This window comes from Methylobacterium sp. 17Sr1-1, assembly GCF_003173775.1.
GTDB lineage: Bacteria > Pseudomonadota > Alphaproteobacteria > Rhizobiales > Beijerinckiaceae > Methylobacterium.
This window is the reverse complement of record NZ_CP029552.1, coordinates 2,580,001-2,601,224: the sequence shown is the minus strand read 5'-3', so window position 1 is coordinate 2,601,224 and position 21,224 is coordinate 2,580,001. Positions and strand designations below refer to the sequence as shown.

12 protein-coding genes, 1 tRNA gene and 1 rRNA gene (1 of these 14 running past the window's edge) are annotated in these 21,224 nt (G+C 71.2%); 7 read left to right on the top strand and 7 right to left on the bottom strand.

The features are described 5' to 3' along the window. Positions 1–5 precede the first annotated feature (5 nt). The gene (locus DK412_RS11770; protein ID WP_109972092.1) at positions 6–899 is read right to left on the bottom strand and encodes a LysR family transcriptional regulator; all 894 of its coding nucleotides are present in this window, start codon (positions 897–899) and stop codon (positions 6–8) included. 104 nt (positions 900–1,003) lie between these two features. Here DK412_RS11770 and DK412_RS11765 point away from each other — a divergent pair, with 104 nt between their 5' ends. Further along, positions 1,004–1,957 carry a class I SAM-dependent methyltransferase gene (locus tag DK412_RS11765; protein ID WP_109972091.1) on the top strand — a complete coding sequence of 318 codons (954 nt, stop codon included), beginning with the start codon at positions 1,004–1,006 and terminating at the stop codon, positions 1,955–1,957. A gap of 408 nt (positions 1,958–2,365) precedes the next feature. Here DK412_RS11765 and DK412_RS11760 read toward each other — a convergent pair whose 3' ends face one another. After that, complete coding sequence (locus DK412_RS11760; protein ID WP_109972090.1) at positions 2,366–3,712, bottom strand: IS4 family transposase; 1,347 nt, start codon at positions 3,710–3,712, stop codon at positions 2,366–2,368. Positions 3,713–4,036: 324 nt separating this feature from the next. Here DK412_RS11760 and DK412_RS11755 point away from each other — a divergent pair, with 324 nt between their 5' ends. Continuing rightward, positions 4,037–6,313, top strand: coding sequence for a TonB-dependent siderophore receptor (locus tag DK412_RS11755; protein WP_109972089.1), 2,277 nt, complete (start codon positions 4,037–4,039; stop codon positions 6,311–6,313). Between the two features lie 31 nt (positions 6,314–6,344). Here DK412_RS11755 and DK412_RS11750 read toward each other — a convergent pair whose 3' ends face one another. Together DK412_RS11750 and DK412_RS11745 are read right to left on the bottom strand one after the other, a co-directional pair. Continuing rightward, positions 6,345–9,980, bottom strand: a complete 3,636-nt coding sequence (locus tag DK412_RS11750) for a glycosyltransferase (protein ID WP_204165554.1) — start codon at positions 9,978–9,980, stop codon at positions 6,345–6,347. Between the two features lie 23 nt (positions 9,981–10,003). Continuing rightward, the gene (locus DK412_RS11745; protein ID WP_245447594.1) at positions 10,004–10,942 is read right to left on the bottom strand and encodes a glycosyltransferase; all 939 of its coding nucleotides are present in this window, start codon (positions 10,940–10,942) and stop codon (positions 10,004–10,006) included. A gap of 431 nt (positions 10,943–11,373) precedes the next feature. Between DK412_RS11745 and DK412_RS11740 the strand changes: the two genes are divergently transcribed. Together DK412_RS11740 and DK412_RS11735 are read left to right on the top strand one after the other, a co-directional pair. Further along, complete coding sequence (locus DK412_RS11740; RefSeq protein WP_109972087.1) at positions 11,374–14,055, top strand: PAS domain-containing protein; 2,682 nt, start codon at positions 11,374–11,376, stop codon at positions 14,053–14,055. 4 nt (positions 14,056–14,059) lie between these two features. Next, complete coding sequence (locus DK412_RS11735) at positions 14,060–14,581, top strand: cupin domain-containing protein (protein WP_109972086.1); 522 nt, start codon at positions 14,060–14,062, stop codon at positions 14,579–14,581. Between the two features lie 90 nt (positions 14,582–14,671). On the opposite strand, the gene DK412_RS11730 is transcribed toward DK412_RS11735, so the two are convergent. From DK412_RS11730 to DK412_RS11720, 3 genes are all read right to left on the bottom strand, one after another. Next, positions 14,672–15,553 (bottom strand): GNAT family N-acetyltransferase, encoded by an 882-nt coding sequence (locus DK412_RS11730; RefSeq protein ID WP_245447592.1) that lies wholly within the window; start codon positions 15,551–15,553, stop codon positions 14,672–14,674. An 82-nt stretch (positions 15,554–15,635) separates the two neighbouring features. After that, complete coding sequence (locus DK412_RS11725) at positions 15,636–17,096, bottom strand: NAD-dependent succinate-semialdehyde dehydrogenase (RefSeq protein WP_109972085.1); 1,461 nt, start codon at positions 17,094–17,096, stop codon at positions 15,636–15,638. 90 nt (positions 17,097–17,186) lie between these two features. Continuing rightward, positions 17,187–17,855: a haloacid dehalogenase type II gene (locus DK412_RS11720; protein ID WP_109972084.1), complete on the bottom strand. Its 669-nt coding sequence runs from the start codon at positions 17,853–17,855 to the stop codon at positions 17,187–17,189. A gap of 293 nt (positions 17,856–18,148) precedes the next feature. Here DK412_RS11720 and DK412_RS11715 point away from each other — a divergent pair, with 293 nt between their 5' ends. The 3 genes from DK412_RS11715 to DK412_RS11705 all read left to right on the top strand — a co-directional run. Next, positions 18,149–19,084, top strand: coding sequence for a glyoxylate/hydroxypyruvate reductase A (locus DK412_RS11715; RefSeq protein WP_109972083.1), 936 nt, complete (start codon positions 18,149–18,151; stop codon positions 19,082–19,084). 468 nt (positions 19,085–19,552) lie between these two features. Beyond that, positions 19,553–21,036, top strand: a 16S ribosomal RNA gene (locus DK412_RS11710). A 154-nt stretch (positions 21,037–21,190) separates the two neighbouring features. After that, a tRNA-Ile gene (locus DK412_RS11705) sits at positions 21,191–21,224 on the top strand (it continues 43 nt past the right edge of the window).

Sequence of the window (21,224 nt, the reverse complement as noted above, 5' to 3'; positions counted from 1 at the left end):
ATGGTTCAATCCAATTCCGGCATCGATGCCGCGAGATCGGCCAGGATCGGGATCAACGGGTTGTCGTTGCCGCGGCGCCAGACGAGAAAAAGCTCCACCGGCCGGCGCGGCGCCGGGATCAGGGGCCTGAGCGTCACGCCGGCGACCCGGAGCGAGGCCGCCGATTCCGGCACCAGGGCGAGGCCGAGGCCGGAGCGCACCAGCGACAGGATGGTGTGGATCTGCGCCAGGTGCTGCACCGCCCGGGGGTTGAGGTCGGCCTCGGAAAAATAGTCGCCGACGAGGTCGTGGAAGTAGCGCGCCTCGTCCGGCGCGTAGGCGATCAGGGGCTCGGCGGCGATCGCCTCCGCCGTCACGCCCGCGCTGCTTGCGAGGGGGTGGTCGTTGGGAAGCGCCGCCACCAGGGCCTCGCGGGCGATGCGCAGGGAGCCGTCGGCCGCCGGCGGCAGGGGCGGGCGCATCAGGCCGAGATCGATTCCTTGCGACCCCAAGGCCTCGGCCTGGGCGGCGCTGACCATTTCCTTCAGGTGGATGTCGGCCTCCGGCAGGCGGGTGCGGGCCGCCCGCACCAGGTCGGGCAGGGTGCGGTAGGCGGCGGCCGCCGTGAAGCCGAGGGTGACGCTGCCGGCCTGGCCCGCCGCCACCCGGCGGGCGGTCGCGGCGGCTTCGTCCGACAGGCGCAGGATCCGGCGCGCCTCGACCAGGAAGCGGCGCCCGGCCGGGGTCAGGCGCACGGCGCGGCTGGTGCGGTTGAGGAGCGCGACGTCGAGGACGCGCTCCAGTACCTGGATCTGCCGGCTCACCGGCGGCTGGGTCAGGTGCAGCCGCTCGGCGGCGCGGCCGAAATGCAGCTCCTCGGCCACCGCCACGAAACAGCGCAGCTGGCTCAGTTCGAACATTCGGAGTACTCCGCGCCAGCGGGATGAAAACCGGGCGCTCGCGCGTTCTCAACCCGGGGCGTCGGGCGATCCGCCGGCCGTGATCTGCAAAGAGAAGGCCGTCGATGTCCTCGCCGCTCCACCTCGTCCGGCATGCCGTCCCGTTCACCTCCTACCCGTACCGGGGCGAGGGGATGGCGTGCAATCTCTGCGGCGGGACGCAGACCCTGACCGTGGCCGAGACCGACCGGCGGCTGAAGCGGCTGCGCTCGGTCGCCTGCACGGAATGCGGGCTGATCCGCACCGACCCGATGCCGACCGCCGCCGAGCTCGACGCCTACTACGCCTCGGCCTACCGCGCCGCCTACCAGTTCGCCCTCGGCCGGCGCCCGCCGCGCCACCACCTCCACCGCTCCCGGCGCGAGGCGGGGTTCCGGGCCGACCTGCTCGGCCCCGCCCTGCGGCCCGGGGCGCGGGTGCTCGATTTCGGCTCGGGCTCGGGCGAGTTCCTGGCCGCCGCGGTCGCCCGGGGCTGCACCGTCACGGGCATCGAGCCCGGCCGCTCCTACGCCGCCTTCGCCCGCGCCGAGCACGGCGCGCGGGTGCTCGACGGGTTCGAGGGCTTGTCGTCCGAGGAGCGCTTCGACGTCGTCACCGTGCACCACGTGCTGGAGCATCTGCGCGACCCCGTCGACACCCTGGCGCGGCTCGCTCTGCGGCTCGCCCCCGGCGGCGTGCTCTACGCCGCGGTGCCCAACATGGCGGCGACGGGCAAGCCGCCGCACGAGCGCTTCCACTTCGCCCATGTCCACGGCTTCGTGCGCGAGACCCTGGACCGGGCGGCCCGCCGCGCCGGGCTGGTGCCGCATCCGGATTACTGGCGCGAGGACACGACGGTGGTGTACCGGTCCGCCGAGGCCTCCGACGGGCCCGCCCCGGCCGCGCCCGGCCTGGCGCAGGACCTCGCCGCCGCCCTCGCGCCGGTCCGCCCCGGCGCCTACCTCGCCTCGGGCGCCTGGCTTCGCCCGATGGTTCGGCGGAATGCCAAGGCGATCCGGGATACGTTCGGGGGGCGGTAGGGGCGGCCGGGTTCGAGGGATGGGGCGACAGCCGGCTTCCTTCCCTGGTTCCGCAGCAGGGCAATTCTCTCAAGACGAGGCGCGGATCGTCTCCTCCCCCCGCGGGCGGCAGGGCTATCTGGGTAACAGAGAAGGCGCGGGCTTTCCCCTCTCCCCGATAGATCCCGGGCTTGCCCGGGATCTGCAGGCAACAGACGAAGTCGGGCGAGCCCGACTTCTCGCGGGGAGAGGCCTGAGCTCCGAAGGGGCTCAGGGAGCCCGCGCAGCGAACCGCATGTTCGCCGCGAGGGTGAGGGGGTCTCGACGAGTGTGGCTCCTCCGGACACACCCCCTCACCCTCGCTCCGGCTTTCGCCTCCGCTTGCCGTGTTCCCTGAACGGGAACACGGCCCTCTCCCCGCCCGCGGGGCTACGGCCTTGACGGAAGTGAGTCTCTCGCGAGGAGGGCACCGGCGAGCATGGCCGAGAAGCGCTCCCATCCGCGCGCGACGACCTTGGGACCGGGTGGCGAGTTGTGAGCGTTCCAGCCGCCGTGGCGGGCCACGATCCACTCTAACCAGCTCAGGTTGCCGACGGGGTGAGGGTTGCGCAGGCGGTCCGTGCTGCCCTCGCAGGCCCGCCCCAGTTCCGCGACCACTGGCAGAGCCGCCTTATCCAGAACGTCCTGCATCGGTCGTCGGCTGCCGTCGCGGGCATCGACCAACTGCAGGATCCGCACGGCGGCTCCCAGCGCCAAGGCACTCAGCCGGAACAGCTTGTCTGGCACCCGCACCTGTGTCTCGTCCAGGCCGAGCCCGTCGCGCTTGAGAGCGCGGAACACCTCCTCGATCCGCCACCTCAACCGGTACAGCCGCACCATGTCCTGCGCGGCGGCGGCATCCGGCACCGCCCGCGTCGTCAGAAGCCGCCAGCACAAGGGCGTCACGCCCACAGGCGGCTCGAGTTCCTGCACGCAGACGCCATGCAGCCTCAGGCTGGCCGGCTCGCGGGCGCCTGGGCCGGAGGGACGGACCACCTCGACCGGTCCGGCCTGCAGCCTCACCTTGGCGATGCGGGCCGGCACCCCAGGGCGAGCCGGCACCTCCACGGTGCCGGTTGTCGCGACGGGCCATGACGCCTTGTCCTGAAGGCTGCCCCCTTCAACCAGTGGCCGGTCATGGCGTGCCCGCACCAGAAGATCGCTGCCCGCGGGCCGACGGGCGAAGTGGCTGTAGATGTCGCCCTCCTGGTCGGCGACCACGATCAAGCTCCGGGCCGTGTCGGCCAAAGCCGTCGCGGCAGCGGCCGCTCCGGTGATCCAGCGCTGGCTCTCCTTGTCCTCGACTGGCCGCCGGTGACGTGGCGCCGTCTGGCGGGCGGCGCGGGTCCAGAGCTGGGCGTCGACCAAGCCCAGCACCGCCTCGTCCTCGGCATCGACGGCGATGACCGGGTGCAGGAAGAAGCCGGGATTGCGGCCGTTGCCGGCCGGCCCCAGGCCATGGCGGCCAGCAGCAGCTGGGGTGAAGTTGATCTCGCTCGTGTCCTGGACGGCCACGATCGGACGCCCGGCGCAGGCCTGGGCCGTGCGGGCTGCAAAAGCCTGCAGGATGCCCTGCCAGTCAGCGCAGGGCGAGGAAAGGTAGCGATGGGCGGCCGCCGTACCGGCTTCGCTGCCGCCCACCGTGCTCAGCACCACGCTGCCGGTGGTGACGATCCGCTCAAACAGCCACGCCCCCCGGGCCTCGGTGCGTACGTCGCCCGATCCAAAGCCTCGCATCGGTTGTCCTCGCTGAACCGCAAAGACGCCCAACTCACAGACGCCGAACCATTTCCGTCAAGGCCGTAGCCCGCGGGGAGAGGGGATTGCCCGCGCTACTTCTTTCCCCAGACAGCCCAGTGGAGGCGACGCCCCCACGTCGTTGCGAAATTGCCACGAGCCCTAACATCCACCGCGCAATCCGGGATTCCGCCTTCGCATCCCGACCCGGCGTGCTAGAAAAAATTGAGCCAGAACAACAACTTAGTATCATTCTAAAGAGCGGCGTCACCCCGGGTGGGTCATCCTCCCAGGGCAGGTGGGCCGTTGCCCGAAGGTCTCGCCATGCGTTCCCATCCCCGCCGTCCCGTCCGGTCCTGCCGCCTCGTCGCCGCCCTCGCCGGCGGCGTCTCCCTGATCGGCCTCGCCGCCGGGGGCGCGGCGGCGCAGGAGGCGACGCCGCCCCGCCAGGGTGCGGCCGCCGGCGGCGCGATCCAGCTCGAGGCGATCGACGTCGCCGGCAACGGCGCGGCCAACGGAGCGCCGGCCGGTGCGACGGTGATCGCGGCCCGCCCGAAGGAGGATCCGCGCGGCCCGATCGACGGCTACGTCGCCAAGCGGACGCTCACCTCGACCAAGACCGACACGCCGCTGATCGAGACCCCGCAATCGGTCACCGTGATCGGGCGCGAGCAGCTCGACGCCTTGAAGCCGCAGCAGGTCGCCGACGCGGTCGCCTACTCGGCCGGCGTCTACGGCAACGTGTTCGGGCCGGATCCGCGGGTCGACTTCTTCCTGATCCGCGGCTTCACGGCGAACGACACCGGCCTGTACCGGGACGGCCTGCAGCTCTTCAACTACGGCTTCGCCACCTACAAGGTCGACCCGTTCGGCCTCGAGCGCATCGACGTGCTGCGCGGGCCGGCCTCGGTCCTGTTCGGCCAGGGCGGCCCCGGCGGCCTGATCAACCTGATCAGCAAGAAGCCGCCCACCGAGCCCCTGAACTACGTCGAGGTCGGCGGCGGCTCGTTCGGCCAGAAATACCTCGCCTTTGATTTCGGCGGTCCGGCCGACAAGGAGGGCCACTGGTTCTACCGCCTGACCGGCATCGGCCGGCAGGGCGGCACCCAGATCGACGGGCTCGACGAGAATCGCGGCTACATCGCCCCGTCCTTCACCTACAAGCCGGACGGCGCCACCACCTTCACGCTGCTGTCGAACTTCCAGTACGACGATACCGGCCGCCTCAACGCGTTCCTGCCATATTACGGCACGGTCCGGCCGACGGTGCTCGGCCTGCGCATCCCGCAGAACGCCAACGTCTCGGATCCGTTCAACAACACCTACCGGCGCAGCCAGGCCAGCGTCGGCTACGAGTTCGAGCACGTCTTCGACGACACCTGGACCTTCCGGCAGAACCTGCGCTACGCCTTCAGCGATTCGCTCGACGACGCGTTCCTCGGCGGCCTGTTCGGCCTGAACGGCACCGGCTACGCCGACGCGAACCAGACCCAGATCGCCCGCTACCGCTTCCGCGCCTCTTCGCGGGCCCGCCTGTTCAACGTCGACAACCAGGCGGTGGCCCGGTTCGACGACGGCCTGTTCAAGCACACCTTCCTGCTGGGCCTCGACTACAAGAACTTCCAGCTCAACGACAACAACGCCACCGGCGGCTTCGTCGGCCCGACGGTCGCCAACTTCAACATCATCACGCCGAACTACGGCAGCCCGAGCGTCCCGGTCGCGCCCTACCTCGTCAATTACGACGTGTTCCAGCAGCTCGGCCTCTACTACCAGGACCAGATCAAGCTCACGCCCGAGCTGACCCTGGTCGTGTCCGGCCGCGGCGACTTCACCTCGAACGAGGTCAACAACCGGCTCGCCAGCACGCAGACGCGGCAATCGGCCAATGCCTTCACGCAGCGCTACGGCCTGATCTACAACTTCGATTTCGGCCTGGCGCCGTATGTCAGCTACGCGACCTTCTTCAACCCGCAGGTCGGCACCAACGCCTTCAGCCAGCCGTTCAAGCCGACCACCGGCGACCAGTACGAGGTCGGCGTCAAGTACGAGATCCCGGGCGCCAACGCCTTCCTGACGCTCGCCGCCTTCGATCTCGCCCTCGCCAACACCCTGACCCCCGACCCGAACTTCGCGACCAACCAGCTCCAGCTCGGGGAGACCCGCTCGCGCGGCTTCGAGGCCCAGCTGGTGGCCAACATCACCAAGGATTTCAACGTCGTCGCGTCGTTCACGAGCTACAACCTCGAAGTCACCAAGGGCGATGTCGGCGTGATCGGCAAGACGCCCGTCAACACGCCCGAGACCCTGACCTCGGTCTTCGCCGACTACACGATCCCGACCGGCGACTGGGCCGGCTTCGGCTTCGGCGCCGGCGTGCGCTATGTCGGCCGCTCCTTCGCCGACGTGAACAACACCCTGACGGTGCCCGAGCGGGCCCTGTTCGACGCGGTGGTCCATTACAGCCGCGACAACTGGCGCTTCGCCATCAACGCCGCCAACCTCGCCGACAAGCGCTTCGTCTCGTCGTGCCAGTCGGTCACCGCCTGCTTCTACGGCGAGCAGCGCCGCATCACCGCGAGCTTGAGCTACAAGTGGTGAGGCGAGAGGCGGGAAGGTCGCTTCCCGCCCGTCACCCCGGGATCATCCCGAGGACGTGGCGCGGGAAGTCGGGGAGCGCGACCGCGCCGCTCTCGTAGACCTGGAACACCCGGAGCGTCCCGTCCCGCAGGGCGTCGAGGGGCAGCAGGATCTCGAAGCCGGCGGTCAGCGCGTCGGAATCCCCCAGATGCGCCGCCACGTCCTGCCGGGTGACGCTCTCGGCGATCATGAACCGACGTCCGCCCCGGCCGCCCCAGCGGGCGATCCAGGCGAGCGGCCGGCCGCGCCCGGGGGCGAAGCACCAGCCCGTCGCCGTCACGGGGGTGCCGAGGAGGGCTGAGACCTCCCCGACCGTGACGGCGTCGAGGTTCGGGCGGCTGCGCGCTCGCGCGATCCAGGCCCGGCGCAGGGCCGGCGGCGTCTCGGCCGTGACGAGGCAGGCGCGGGCGCCGGGCGCGACGAACAGCGTGGTGCCGGTCTCGTGGAGGTCCGCCCTGCTCTCGTCGCCGACCAGGGCGCGGAGGTGGTAACGCCCGGGCGGGATGTCGCGCAGGTGCGCCTCGGCACCGAGCCGCGCCGTCCCGTCCTCGTCGCGCCGCACCGCCCGGGTCCAGGCCGTGCCCGCGTCGCTCGACAGGATCAGGTAGGACGGACCGCGCCGCGCGCCGTCCGGCACCAGCACGTCGAGGCGGGTGCGGCCGCCCTGGCGCGCCACCGGCACGCCCTCGACCAGCGGCAGCCCGTGGCCGGCGAGGCGCGCGGGCGCCGCGCTCCGGCGCAACGCGGCCTCCGGCACCGGCAGGCCGGTCCGCCACGGCGTGACGGGACCCGGCGCGGGGAAGCCCGGGGCGGTGAAGCGCGCGACCTCCCGGGCCGCCGCGACGTGGTCGGAGAAGACCTGGAGCAGGTCGACCGCGTGCAGGACCGCCGGCAGGTCCGCGGTGCGAATCTGCGCCGCGAAACCGGCCTGCTCGGCCCGGCCGGTGCCGAAGCGGCCGGCGAGCTCGGGGCGGCGCTCGGGAAGGGCGGCGACGTAGCGGGTGGCGGTCGCCGAGCGCAGCCGCAGCCAGGTCTGCACCGGGCGCCCGGCCTCCGGCCGCCAGATCCAGCCGCGCAGCGAGAGGCTGTCGCCGGCCGCGCAGGCGCCGATCCGGCCGGGCAGCCGTTGCCCGTCGGCGACGAGGTCGGCGATCTCCCAGGACAGGCCGGGATCGCCCGGCGCCAGCGCCCGCTCGGGCAGGGCCGCCACCGCCGGCGGCAGGGCCTCCGTGACGGCGCTCGTCTCCTCCGCCCCGTCCCAGACGATCGCCGGGTCGGTCCAGTCGGGGTGGTTGAGGCGGTATCCGAGATCGAGGGCCGAGAGGGTGAAGGGCGCCGACGGCTCGCCGGGCGCGGCGTGCGGGACGGGCCGGGCCGCGATCAGGTCGCGGTAGAGCGCCGCCATCTGCGCCGCGTGCCCGGCGACGGTCGGAAAGGTCTTCTCCGCGATTCTTGCGCGCAAGGCCGCGACGAGGTCCGGATCGTGCGCCAGCCGCCGCAGGGCGTGGCGCACGGCGCCGGACTCGCCGGGCGGGACCTTGAGGCCGTCGACGCCGTCGGTGACCCGCTCCCCTGGCGCGCCGAGATCGGTGACGATCGGGATTAGGCCGGCCCGCCACGCCTCGGTCAGCGAGATCATGTAGGTCTCGGGCCAGAGCGAGAGGTGGAGCGACACGTCGCAGCCGGCCAGCAGCGCCGGCACCTCGTCGCGGGTGTAGCCGCCGCGCAAGGTCAGCCGCTCCCCCGCCTGCGCCTCGAAGGCGGCGACGAGGTAGCTCTCGACGTAGCCCAGCACCTCGAAGACGATGGGCTCGCCCTCCGTGATGCGCACGAGTTCGAGCAGGGTCCGGGCGCCCTTGTGGTCGACGACGTTGCCGAGCACCGCGACCCGCAGAGGAGGGCGCTTCCCGGGGGCGGTCGTCTCGAGGATGGCCGTCTCTTGGGCGGCGGGCGCCGGCTGCGGCGGGGAGGCGGGCTCCGCATCGACCATCTCGATCACCGCGACCCGGGCCGTCGCCTCCGGGTAGAAGGCCCGGACATAGTCGGCGGTGGCGGGCGTGCTCGTCACGAAGGCGTCGATGCCGGCGATCATCCGCGCCACGAACCCGTCGCGCCGGGCCTTCGCGCCGGCGGGCAGCCCCTCGGTGCCGGCGAGGCAGCCGTCGCACTGTCCCTCGCCCCGGTCGACCACGTCGCAGAACCGGCCGTGCTGGTTCATCAGGGTGTAGCGGTGGCAGACCAGGAAGAAGTCGTGCAGCTGGGCCACCACCGGCACGCCCTGCGCCCGGGCGATCGCCGGCAGGCTCAGGGGCAGGCCGAGCAGGTGGTGGACGTGGACGAGGTCGATGCGGCGCTCGACCAGGATGCGCTCGAACAGGGCCTCGATCTCGGGACTCGCGAGCAGCCGCTCCGCCGGTGGGATCGGCAGCGCCTCCGAGGTCTCGCCCTCGTCGAGGCGTAGCACCCAGGCCTCCTCCTCGAAGGAGGGATAGAGGAACAGGGGCTGGAACCCGTCGAGCGCCTCCGCGAGCTGCTCCTGGTAGAACTCCACCCCGCCGCCCTGGCGCCGCCCGGCCCGGTTGTGGGCGACGAAGAGCAGGCGCGGCTTGGGCGCGGCCGGCACGGGCGCGGCCGCAACGGTCGCGCGCTCCCGGACCGCCCGCACGATCACGTCGACCCGGTGGTCGTAGAGGTGCTCGGCGCGGGTGCGCGCCCGGGCCCGTCCGGCCATGGCGATGCGCTCGTCCGGGTCGGCCAGCAGGGCGGCGATCGCCTCGACGGCGTCCTCCTCGGCGCAGGCGCGGATCTCGCGCCCGGCCTCGTAGTAGGCGAAGGTTTCCGGATCCGCGCCGACCACGAGCTGCGCGCCGCCGGCGAGCGCCACCTCGAACAGCCGCGGCGGCGGCGTCGTGCCGGACGGGGTCTCGTCGGCGCCCGCGGTGAAGATCCGGGGCAGGGTCAGCACCACCCGGCTGGCATTGGCGAGCCGGGCGAAATCCTCGTTGCCGCAGCGCCAGTCGACGATCAGGTCGTCGCGCACCAGCACGGCCGGCGGCAGGTAGGCGTTGGCCGGCAGCGCGATCTTCACCCTCAGGTCGCGGGGAAAGGCCGACAGGATCCGGTTGAGCGTCGCGACCCGGTTCGGCCAGGCGGTGCCGACGAACAGGAGGTCGTAGCGGTAATCCGCGTCGTCCGGCCGGACCGGCAGGTCCTGGAAAAGGGCCGTGGCCGCCAGCGGCAGGTGCCGGGCGCCGGCGCGATAGCGGGACAGCGAGCCGCGATCGTTGGTGAAGACGAGGTCGAAGCAGTCCGAGAGCCGGGCATTGGCGGCGCTCAGGTAGGGGTCCTCGGTGGTCCAGAGCGCGCTGGTGCCGGCGAGCGCGCAGAGGCGCCGCAGCAGCGCGTGGTGGCGGCTCGCGCCGCCCAGCGCCAGGACGAGGTCGAACCGCTCGCCCAGTGCCAGGGCTCTTTGCGCCAGCGCCACCGCGTCGGCATGGGTCGCCCGCACCACCCGCGCGACCGACGGGTGGCGCCGCAGGGCGTCGGCGACCGCGAGCGCGATGTAGGCATTGCTGGTCCGCGGCTCGGTATCGAGCAGGAGCACCGAGAGAGGCGCGGGGAGGGGCAAGACGATTCCCTTGGCGGTTGCGGTCACGCGGCCATCACCGCCAGGATGGTCTCGGCCCGGTGGCGGTAGGTGTGGGCGTCGAGGACCCGCGCGCGGGCGCGCTCGGCCATCGCCTCGAAGGCGGCGGGCTCGCGGCGGGAGCGGGCGATTGTCTCGGCGATCTCGTGGACGTCGTCGAAGAGCAGGATCTCCCGGCCCTCCTCGAAATAGTCCAGGATCTCGAGCCCGGCGGCGAAGCAGAGCTGCGGCGCGCCGGCGAGCGCGGCCTCGAAGACCCGCGGCCCCGGCGTCGCGGCCGGCAACCGGAAGCGCCGGTTGGCGATGTCGAGGTCGCGGCCGACCGCCAGGGTGAGGCGCGCCGCGCTCGCCCGGTCGGCCATCGCGGCGGGCTCCAAGCGGATGTTCTCGGCGAAGGGCAGGGCGGCCGGCCAGCCCGCGCCCCGCACCTCGACCCGGCACTCCGACAGGCTGCCTTGCGCCCGCTCCAGGAGCGCGATCCGGTTCGGAAAGGCGGCGCCGCAGAAGAACAGGTCGAGGGTCCGCTCCGCCATCGGCCGTACGCGCCGGTCGTGGGTCCGGCGGCAGGCGGCGAGCGGCAGGTGCGAGACGGAGGGGTGCCGGTAATGGGCCAGGGCCCAGCGGTCGTTGGTGAAGACGTGGTCGGCCAGGGCCTCGGCCTTGGCCGCGTAGTCGAACTCGTAGGGATCGTCGTGGAGCCAGAAGGCGAGGCGGGCGCCGGCCCGCCGGACGCCGCGCGCCAGCCCGCGCAAGGGGGCGGCATCCACCGCGACGCTGCCGAGCGCCACGACGAGGCTCGGGCGGAAGTCCGCGACCGCCTCTTCGGCGAGTTCCAGAGGGCTCGCCCGCACGGCGCCGGCGCCGAGCACGTCCGCGAAGCCGTCGCGCAGGGCGTCGCGGATCGGGACGTTGTGGTTCACCGCGTCGGGGCTCGTGCTCGCCACCAGGACCTTTGCGGGAGACGAGCCTCTCAGGAGCATGCGGACCGGCGCGGCGAGGGGGCTGATGCGGGCGACACAGGGATCGGGAAAGGCACGGGGATTGAGAACGATATGGGGGTGGCGGATGCCGAACACGCAAAAGCCGCCGAGATCAAGGCGTCGCGCGTCGCCGCATCCGCCCCGCCCCCGTCGCTCCGGCCCTTTGCCTTGGGGAACCCGATGCGGAACCCGACGCGTCCTCGCACGCTCTTCCCCGGATTCGCGGCCGTCCGCGTCCGGACGGTCCGGCGACAGGTCGCCTCGTGGGTGATAGGACAGAAAGCCATGATTGCCCGCACGCCTCCGCCGCGCCACCCTTCCGCACCCGGCGCCTCGCGAAGCGGGTCCGGCTCCGTTCCGCATGCCATCCGCGGCTCGACCCGTTGCCCGGCCTCATGAACGCCCCGGATTACCGCAGCCTCTTCGAGGCCGCCCCCCATCCCTACCTGGTCCTCGACCCGCAGGGCCGCGTCGTGGCGGCGAACCAAGCCTACCGACGGGCCTGCCGCGACGGGGCGGATGGCGACGCGGACGACCTCGTCGGCCGCCACCTCCGGGAGGTGTGCCCGGACGAGAGCGCGCCGCTTCAGGCCTCGGTCGCCCGCGCGGTCGCGACCGGCCGGCCCGACAGCGTGGCGCCGGACGGCGGCGCCTGGAGCGTCACCCACATCCCGGTGCGCGACGCCGCCGGCGCGGTCGGCGCGGTGCTGCACCACCGGACCGGCCCGGTTGCCGTCTTCTCGCAGGAGGCCTCGGCCGTGCAAGAGGCGCAGGAGCGGCGCGAGCAGATCTTCCAGCAGATGCCGGGCTTCGTCGCGGTTTTGCGCGGGCCCGCCCACGTCTTCGAATACGTCAACGACGCCTACGTGACGATCGCCGGCGAGCGCGACTTCGTCGGCCGCACCGTGCGCGAGGCCTTTCCGGAGCTCGCCGACCAGGGTTTCCACGAGCTCCTCGACACGGTCTACCGCACCGGCCGGCCCTTCGCGGCCCGCGCGATGCCGATCCTCCTCACCGGCGACGAGGCCGAGCGCGCCATCGACCTCCTGTACCAGCCGCTGCGGGACGGGTCCGGCGCGGTCACCGGCATCTTCGTCGGCGGCTACGACGTCACCGAGCAGGTCCGCTCGCAGGCGGCTTTGCGCGACAGCGAGGACCGCTACCGCACCCTGCTCGAGAGCCTCGACGTCGGGTTCTGCATCATCGAGATGAAGTTCGACGGTGCCGGCCGCGCGGTCGATTACCGGATCGTCGAGGCGAACCCCGCCTTCGCCCGCCAGACCGGGGCCGACGTCGCGGGCCTGTGGGTGAGCGAGTTCGCCCCCGACCTCGAGCGGCACTGGTTCGACACCTACGGCCGCGTGGCGCTGACCGGCGAGCCGGTCCATTTCGAGAACCAGGCCGACGTGTTCGGGCGCTGGTTCGACGTGCGGGCCCTGCGGGTCGGCGATCCGGCGCTCGCCCGGGTCGCGGTGTTCTTCAGCGACATCTCGGACCGCAAGCGCATGGAGGAGGCGTTGCGGGTCCTCAACGCCTCGCTGGAAGAGCAGGTCGCCCAGCGCACCGCCGAGCGCGACCAGATCTGGCAGGCCTCGACCGACCTGTTCTGCGTCGCCACCCTCGACGGGTATTTCGCGAGCCTCAACCCGGCCTGGACCGCGCTCCTCGGCTGGAGCGAGGCCGAGCTCCTGGCCCGCCCGTTCCTCGCCTTCGTGCACCCGGACGACATGCCGACGACGGTCGCGGCGGCGGCGGACCTCGCCGGGGGCGAGGCGCTGCCGACCTTCGAGAACCGCTACCGGCACCGGGACGGCTCGTATCGCTGGCTGTCCTGGAACGCCGTGCCGCGGGACGGGCGCATCTACGCCACGGTGCGCGACGTCACCGCGGTCCGGGTCCAGGCCACCGCGCTCGCCCAGGCCGAGGAGGCTTTGCGGCAGTCGCAGAAGATGGAGGCGGTGGGCCAGCTGACCGGCGGCGTCGCCCACGACTTCAACAACCTGCTCACCATCATCCGCTCGTCGGTGGACTTCCTGCGCCGGCCCGAGCTGCCGGAGGCGCGCAAACGCCGCTACCTCGACGCGGTCTCCGACACGGTCGACCGCGCCGCCAAGCTCACGGGCCAGCTCCTCGCCTTCGCCCGCCGCCAGGCCCTGTCGCCGGCGGTGTTCGACGTCGGCGACAAGGTGCGGGGCGTCGCCGACATGCTCGACACGGTCACCGGCACCCGGGTGCGGGTGGTGGTGGCGGTGCCCGACGAGCCGTGCTTCGTGCGTGCGGACCTGAGCCAGTTCGAGACCGCGCTGATCAACATGGCGGTCAACGCCCGCGACGCCATGGAGGCCGAGGGCACGCTGACCTTGAGCCTCACCGGCGGCGTCCCGATGCCGCCGATCCGGGGCCATGCCGGCTCCCAGAACGCCTTCGCGGCGATCTCGCTGACCGATACCGGGCCGGGCGTGCCGCCGGACCTGATCGGCCGCATCTTCGAGCCGTTCTTCACCACCAAGGAGGTCGGCCGGGGCACGGGCTTAGGGCTCAGCCAGGTCTTCGGCTTCGCCAAGCAGTCGGGCGGCGACGTCGACGTGACGAGCCGCTCGGGGCACGGCGCCACCTTCACCCTCTACCTGCCGGAATCTCCGGCCGCCGCGTTCCAGGACGACGGCACCGCCGACGCCTCGGCCTCGCCGATCGGCGCCGGCGAGAGCGTGCTCGTCGTCGAGGACAACATCGAGGTCGGCCGCTTCTGCACCCAGATCCTGCAGGACCTCGGGTACCGCACCACCTGGGCGATCAACGCCGAGGAAGCGCTGGACCGGCTCGGACCCGACGGGGCCGGGTTCGACGTGGTGTTCTCCGACGTGGTGATGCCCGGCATGGGCGGCCTCGCGCTCGCTCACGAGCTGCGCCGGCGCCTGCCGCGCCTGCCGGTGGTGCTCGCCTCCGGCTACAGCCACGTGCTCGCCCAGGACGACGCCCACGGCTTCGAGCTCCTGCACAAGCCGTACTCGGCCGAGCAGCTCGGCCAGATCCTGCGCCGGGTCACCGGCCCGGGCTCGCGGCGGCGGGCGGGGTGAGACGGTGGCGCCCGCGATCGAGCCCGACAGCATCGTCCTTGCGGCCAACGGGTTCGTGCCGAACAACCCGGTCCTTCCGGTGCTGCACTATCGCGGCATCGCCGCGGGCGCCGCTGATCCGGCCGCCGCCCTGGAAGCGCTCTTCTCCCGCAACGGCTGGCCGGCGCAGTGGCGCGACGGCGTGTTCGCCTACCACCACTACCACTCGACCGCCCACGAGGTGCTGGGCATCGCCGAGGGCCGCGCCCGCCTGGTCCTCGGCGGCGAGGGCGGCCGCGCGGTCGAGGTCGAAGCCGGCGACGTCCTGGTGCTGCCGGCCGGCACCGGCCATTGCCGGCTTTCGGCGAGCCCGGACTTCCTGGTCGTCGGCGCCTATCCGCCGGGCCAGAGCTTCGACCTGTGCCGCGCGGCCCCGGACGCCGCCGCGCTCGCCCGCATGACCGACCTCGGCTTTCCCGACAGCGACCCGGTCCACGGGCCCGGCGGCCCGCTGACCCGGCTGTGGCGCCGGCCTCTCGTTCCATAATCTTCCTTATGCGAATCAAGGGGGGCCGGCTCGGATCCTCCTCCCCTCGCCGCGCGGGACGCAGGGCCCGCCGCGTCCCGCTACGCGCGTCTACCCGAGCGCCTGGTTGGCGAGGGTGAAGATCCGGGCCGGGCCGGTCGCGGGCGGCGCGCCCCGGGTCATCGTCACCGACAGGTCGACATTGGCGAGCCCGCAGGCCTGCGCGAAGGCGACGAGCGGCCCGTCGCGCTCCGGCGTGTCGAGGCGCAGGAACGTGCCAGCCTGATCCCGCACGTGCGGGCTGGCGAGCGCGACCGCGGATTCCGCGTCCGCGGCGACGACCGGACCGACGATGTGGCCGCGGCCGAAGGGCCGGCAGACCGCGTAGCCGGTGATCCGGCCGCCATCGTCCAGGACGACGGTGCGCCCGGCACGGGCCAGGGCGTCGAGCATCCGGCTGCGGTCGCCGCCCGAGGCCTCGCGGTCGAGGGCGGCGATGGCCGACCGGTCGGCCTCCGTGGCCGGGCGCACCCGCGGATCGTCGACCGCGGCGGCGGCATCGACGATCCCCTGGTACTGCGTGTTGGATCCGGTGACCCGAAAACCCTCGGATTCGTAGAGCCGCCGGCCCGCCTCCGTCGCGGTGAGCCGGATCGTGCGCGGGCCCGCCGCGGCGAACAGCTCCCGCATCAGCCGCCGTCCGGTGCCCCGGCCCTGCAGCCGGGGCGAGACGATCACCATGCCGATGGTGGCGAGCCCGTCGCCGAAGGGCCACCACATCGCGCAAGCCGTGACATTGCCGTCCATGACCTGGCCGTCCGCGTCGCAGGCGACGAGGCCGTGGCCGATCTCCAGCATCAGGCGCCAATCCTCGGCCCGGTGCGGCCAGCGCACCTCGAGCGAGAGGCCGTGCAGAGCCGGGATGTCGGCCTCGGTCATCGGGCGGACCGTCGGCACGCCGTCCGTCCGCGTGAGGGTGGCGGGGTTCGTCATCGCGTCGGGTCTCCGTGCCGCGGGCCGGGAAGGAAGAGGCGCCCCGGCAAGCGCACAAGGCCAGGGCGCCGGAGAAGGACGGTCAGAGGCCGCCCATGTGGAACGACTTCAGCTCCAGGTACTCGTCGATGCCGTAGGCCGAGCCCTCGCGGCCGAGGCCCGACTGCTTGACGCCGCCGAAGGGCGCGGCCTCCATCGAGACCGTGCCGGTGTTGAGCCCGACCATGCCGAAGTCCAGCGCCTCGCCGACCCGCCAGGCCCGGCGGATGTCGGCGGTGTAGAAGTACGAGGCGAGGCCGAACGGCGTCGCGTTGGCGATCGTGATCGCGTCCTCCTCGCGGGAGAAGCGCATCAGGGGCGCGAGCGGGCCGAAAGTCTCCTCCGAGGCCAGCCGCATGCCCGTCTCGGCCCCGGTCAGCACCAGCGGCGGCACGAAGCGGCCGCGCAAGGCGTCCGGATCGCCCGCCACCAACCGCGCGCCCCGGGCGAGCGCGTCGTCGAGATGCGCCGTGACCTTGGCGGCGGCGGCGTCGTTGATCAGCGGGCCGATGGTGACGCCGGCCTCGAAGCCGTTGCCGACCCGGAGCTTCGCCGCTTCCTCCGCCAGGCGGGCGGCGAGGCGGTCGTGGATGCCGTCCTGCACCAGGATGCGGTTGGCGCAGACGCAGGTCTGGCCGGCATTGCGGAACTTCGAGGCCATGATGCCGGCGACCGCCTGGTCGAGATCGGCGTCGTCGAAGACGATGAACGGCGCGTTGCCGCCGAGCTCCAGGCTCAGCCGCTTGATGGTCGGGGCCGACTGGGCCATCAGCAGCCGTCCGACCGCGGTCGAGCCGGTGAAGGACAGCTTGCGCACGGTCTCGCTGCCGGTCATCTCGGCGCCGATCGGCGCCGCCTGGCCGGTGACCACGCTGAACACCCCCTTCGGCACCCCGGCCCGCTCCGCCAGCACCGCCAGCGCCAGCGCCGAGAACGGGGTCAAATCGGCGGGCTTGACTACGATCGGGCAGCCGGCGGCGAAGGCCGGCGCCACCTTGCGGGTGATCATCGCGATCGGGAAATTCCACGGCGTGATCGCCGCGCAGACGCCGACCGGCTCCTTGAGCACCAGCACCCGGCGGTCGCCGGCGGGCGCCGTGAACACGTCGCCGGTGATGCGGCGCGCTTCCTCCGCGAACCACTTCGCGAAGCTCGCCCCGTAGGCGACCTCGCCGCGGGCCTCTGCCAGCGGCTTGCCCTGCTCGGCGGTCATAATCGCCGCGAGGTCCTCGGCGTTCTCGAGGATCAGGGCGTTCCAGCGCTCCAGGATCACCGCGCGCTCTGCCGGCGGCGTGCGGCGCCAGGCCGGAAAGGCGGCGTCCGCCGCCGCGATCGCCGCGCGGGTCTCCGACGCGCCGCAATCCGGCACGGTGCCGAGGGTCTCGCCCGTCGCCGGATCTGTCACCGACAGGGTGCCGCCGGCCTCGGCGTCGCGCCACTCGCCGGCGATGAAGGCCTGGAAGCGCAGGAGCGCGGGATCGCGCAGGCGGTCCTTGGTGAACATGGGTCGTCCTCGGGCAGGTCGGAGGTGGATCGGGACGTGCGGCGCCGGCCGGATCCGACCTTCAGCCGGATCGCGGCGCGGCCCGCGTCCTCACAGGCCGAGCAGGCCCGGCAGGCCGCGGATGTCCTTGATCTCGTGGTAGCCGTAATAGGGGTTGGCCGGCTCGTGGCCGCGGTTGACCCACACCTTGTTGGTGATGTGCATGTCGTGCGCGGTCATCAGGTCGTAGCGGAAGCTCGACGAGCAGTGCAGGATGTCCTCAGGCGCGCAGCCGAGCTGGTCGAGCATGTACTCGAAGGCCTGCATCCGCGGCTTGTAGGCCTGGGCCTCTTCCGCCGTGTAGGCGGCGTGGAACGGTGCGCCGAGCTTGGCGACGGAGTGCGGGATCAGGTCCTTCATCGAGTTGGACAGGATCACCAGGGGGAATTCCTTGGCGACCTTGGCGAGCCCCTCGACCGTATCCGGATGCGGGCCCCAGGTCGGCACCGCGGCGTAGACCGCGTCGGCGTCGCTGTCGCGGTATTCCACCCCGTTGCGCTTGCAGGTGCGGATCAGCGCGTTGGCGACCACGTCCTTGTAGGGCTTCCAGGCGCCCAGCACCTCGTCGAGGCGATAGGCCGAGAAGTCCTCCACGAACGCGTCCATGCGCTCCGCGGGAACGCGGTCGGCGTAGAGCCGGCGGGCGACGGGCGCCATCTCGAAGTAGATCAGCGTGCCGTAGCAATCGAAGGTGATGTACTTGGGCGCCAGGCGGGTCATCGGGATCTCCCTGCGGTGTTCGACCGTGGTGAACCTTAAGACCGCCCGGCCGCACCCGGACGCCGATCTGGCGCCCCCGGAGGCGGTATTCCTGCGCTTTCGCCGCCGCCGGACGGCATGTCGTGCCGGAGGGACCGCGCCGCAGCCTCTGCCGTCGCGGGCGTACCCGTCGCGACGTTCCGCCTGCCGATGCCCCGTGATTCAGCGCCTCCGGCGGGCGACAGCCCCCTATCCTTCGTCCATCGGCGGGACCGCCCGGACGGGCGCCGCTTCTTCGAGCCAGCGAGGCCCCCATGACCAGACCTGTCATCGCCTACAAGTCGGACCCGGTCCGCGGGGCCGTCTGGCACGAGATCTTCTCCCGCGAAGCGCCCGACCTGTGCCTCGTCGACTGGGAGCCGGAGGGCGAGGCGGCCGAGGCCCCCTACCTCGTCGCCTGGACGCCGCCGCCGGATCTCTCCCGCGCGATGCCCCGGCTTCAGGCCCTGTTCTGCATCGGGGCCGGCATCGACCACCTCCCCGTCCACGAGCTGCCGCAATCCGTGCAGGTGGTGCGGATGGTCGATCCGAACCTCACCGCCTCGATGGTCGAGTACGTCGTGATGGCGGTGCTGGCGCTCCACCGCGACCTGCCCTTCTATCGGACCGAGCAGGCGGCCGGACGCTGGACCCCGCGTCCGGTGCGGCCGGCGACGGAGCGCCGGGTCGGCCTCATGGGGCTCGGCGTGCTCGGCCAGGCGGCGGCGCGGGCGCTCGCCGGTTTCGGCTTCCCGGTCCGCGGCTGGAGCGCGTCCCCCAAATCCCTCGACGGGATCGAGACTTTTTCGGGGGGTGCCGAGCTCGGCCGCTTCCTGTCCGGTACCGACATCCTGGTCTGCCTGCTGCCGCTCACCCCGGCGACGCGCGGCCTCCTGAATCGCGACCTGTTCGCTCGGCTGGCCCCCGGCGCCGGGCTGGTGAATGCCGGCCGCGGCGGCCACGCGGTCGAGGCCGACCTCCTCGCCGCCCTCGAGAGCGGACAGCTCTCGGGCGCGGTCCTGGACGTGCTGGCGACGGAGCCGCCGCCGGCCGATCACCCGCTCCTTGCTCATCCGCGGGTCGTGGTGACGCCGCACGTGGCGAGCGCCACCCAGCCGGCGGGTGCGGCGCGGCAGGTGATCCAGGGGGTGCGCGCGCATCTGCGCGGCGAGCCGATCGCGCATGCGATCGATCGCTCGCAAGGGTACTGACGTCGCCTCTTGAACGCAGGGCGTGCATGCCCATCTAGGGTACACGCCGGCCGCGGGGTCGGGGCAGTCCCCTGCCCTCCCCCATCGCCTCGACCGGATCCCTCCGGGTCCGATCGAGTTGACAGGCGAGCCGGCTACCCTTAAACGACCGCTCACCGACGGGGCGCCGAGACGAACGGCCCGCCTCGAAGGACTTCCTCAGAGACGATGAAGCAAGGGCCAGGGCAACCCGGCGCTGCTTTCTGTTCTCCAAGGGCACGAGATCTGGCTTCCGGCCCGATCAGCTCTTTGACAAGTTCATACGAGAAAGAGAAGCGTGGACGGCGTCGTCCCTGCGGATCCTGCCTCCGGGTGGGATCATGAGTAGGATGATGCTGGTCTTAACGTTTCGGTGCTCACACGATCAGGTGGAAACGCCGGTCGGTCGTGAGCCTCCGTTTTAGTTGTGATCAGCTATGATCAGCTCTTCAACTTGAGAGTTTGATCCTGGCTCAGAGCGAACGCTGGCGGCAGGCTTAACACATGCAAGTCGAGCGGGCCCTTCGGGGTCAGCGGCAGACGGGTGAGTAACGCGTGGGAACGTGCCCTTCGGTTCGGAATAACTCAGGGAAACTTGAGCTAATACCGGATACGCCCTTTTGGGGAAAGGCTTGACTGCCGAAGGATCGGCCCGCGTCTGATTAGCTAGTTGGTGAGGTTACGGCTCACCAAGGCGACGATCAGTAGCTGGTCTGAGAGGGTGATCAGCCACACTGGGACTGAGACACGGCCCAGACTCCTACGGGAGGCAGCAGTGGGGAATATTGGACAATGGGGGCAACCCTGATCCAGCCATGCCGCGTGAGTGATGACGGCCTTAGGGTTGTAAAGCTCTTTTCTCCGGGACGATAATGACGGTACCGGAGGAATAAGCCCCGGCTAACTTCGTGCCAGCAGCCGCGGTAATACGAAGGGGGCTAGCGTTGCTCGGAATCACTGGGCGTAAAGGGCGCGTAGGCGGCTGATTTAGTCGAGGGTGAAAGCCTGTGGCTCAACCACAGAATTGCCTTCGATACTGGTTGGCTTGAGACCGGAAGAGGACAGCGGAACTGCGAGTGTAGAGGTGAAATTCGTAGATATTCGCAAGAACACCAGTGGCGAAGGCGGCTGTCTGGTCCGGTTCTGACGCTGAGGCGCGAAAGCGTGGGGAGCAAACAGGATTAGATACCCTGGTAGTCCACGCTGTAAACGATGAATGCTAGCCGTTGGTCTGCATGCAGGTCAGTGGCGCCGCTAACGCATTAAGCATTCCGCCTGGGGAGTACGGTCGCAAGATTAAAACTCAAAGGAATTGACGGGGGCCCGCACAAGCGGTGGAGCATGTGGTTTAATTCGAAGCAACGCGCAGAACCTTACCATCCCTTGACATGGCATGTTACATGGAGAGATCCATGGTCCTCTTCGGAGGCGTGCACACAGGTGCTGCATGGCTGTCGTCAGCTCGTGTCGTGAGATGTTGGGTTAAGTCCCGCAACGAGCGCAACCCACGTCCCTAGTTGCCATCATTCAGTTGGGCACTCTGGGGAGACTGCCGGTGATAAGCCGCGAGGAAGGTGTGGATGACGTCAAGTCCTCATGGCCCTTACGGGATGGGCTACACACGTGCTACAATGGCGGTGACAATGGGCAGCGAAGGGGCGACCTGGAGCGAATCCCCAAAAGCCGTCTCAGTTCGGATTGCACTCTGCAACTCGGGTGCATGAAGGCGGAATCGCTAGTAATCGTGGATCAGCACGCCACGGTGAATACGTTCCCGGGCCTTGTACACACCGCCCGTCACACCATGGGAGTTGGTCTTACCCGACGGCGCTGCGCCAACCGCAAGGAGGCAGGCGACCACGGTAGGGTCAGCGACTGGGGTGAAGTCGTAACAAGGTAGCCGTAGGGGAACCTGCGGCTGGATCACCTCCTTTCTAAGGATGCTGTTGGCAGGATGGCAGACGCAAGTCGGTCCTCTCCTCGTACGGCGTCATTGGAATCAGGGCTCAGTCAGAGCCCATTTGGCGGGACGCGCCGTCTTCGTTTCTCTTTCTCATCATCCGGACACGCTGGCGGGATGCCAGTGACGGGCCTGTAGCTCAGGTGGTTAGAGCGCACCCCT

Excerpts from the sequence above, each read along its gene's own strand:
- DK412_RS11770 (WP_109972092.1), bottom strand. The coding sequence starts at position 899 with ATGTTCGAACTGAGCCAGCTGCGCTGTTTCGTGGCGGTGGCCGAGGAG.
- DK412_RS11765 (WP_109972091.1), top strand. The coding sequence starts at position 1,004 with ATGTCCTCGCCGCTCCACCTCGTCCGGCATGCCGTCCCGTTCACCTCC.
- DK412_RS11760 (WP_109972090.1), bottom strand. The coding sequence starts at position 3,712 with ATGCGAGGCTTTGGATCGGGCGACGTACGCACCGAGGCCCGGGGGGCG.
- DK412_RS11755 (WP_109972089.1), top strand. The coding sequence starts at position 4,037 with ATGCGTTCCCATCCCCGCCGTCCCGTCCGGTCCTGCCGCCTCGTCGCC.
- DK412_RS11740 (WP_109972087.1), top strand. The coding sequence starts at position 11,374 with ATGAACGCCCCGGATTACCGCAGCCTCTTCGAGGCCGCCCCCCATCCC.
- DK412_RS11730 (WP_245447592.1), bottom strand. The coding sequence starts at position 15,553 with ATGACGAACCCCGCCACCCTCACGCGGACGGACGGCGTGCCGACGGTC.
- DK412_RS11725 (WP_109972085.1), bottom strand. The coding sequence starts at position 17,096 with ATGTTCACCAAGGACCGCCTGCGCGATCCCGCGCTCCTGCGCTTCCAG.
- DK412_RS11720 (WP_109972084.1), bottom strand. The coding sequence starts at position 17,855 with ATGACCCGCCTGGCGCCCAAGTACATCACCTTCGATTGCTACGGCACG.
- DK412_RS11715 (WP_109972083.1), top strand. The coding sequence starts at position 18,149 with ATGACCAGACCTGTCATCGCCTACAAGTCGGACCCGGTCCGCGGGGCC.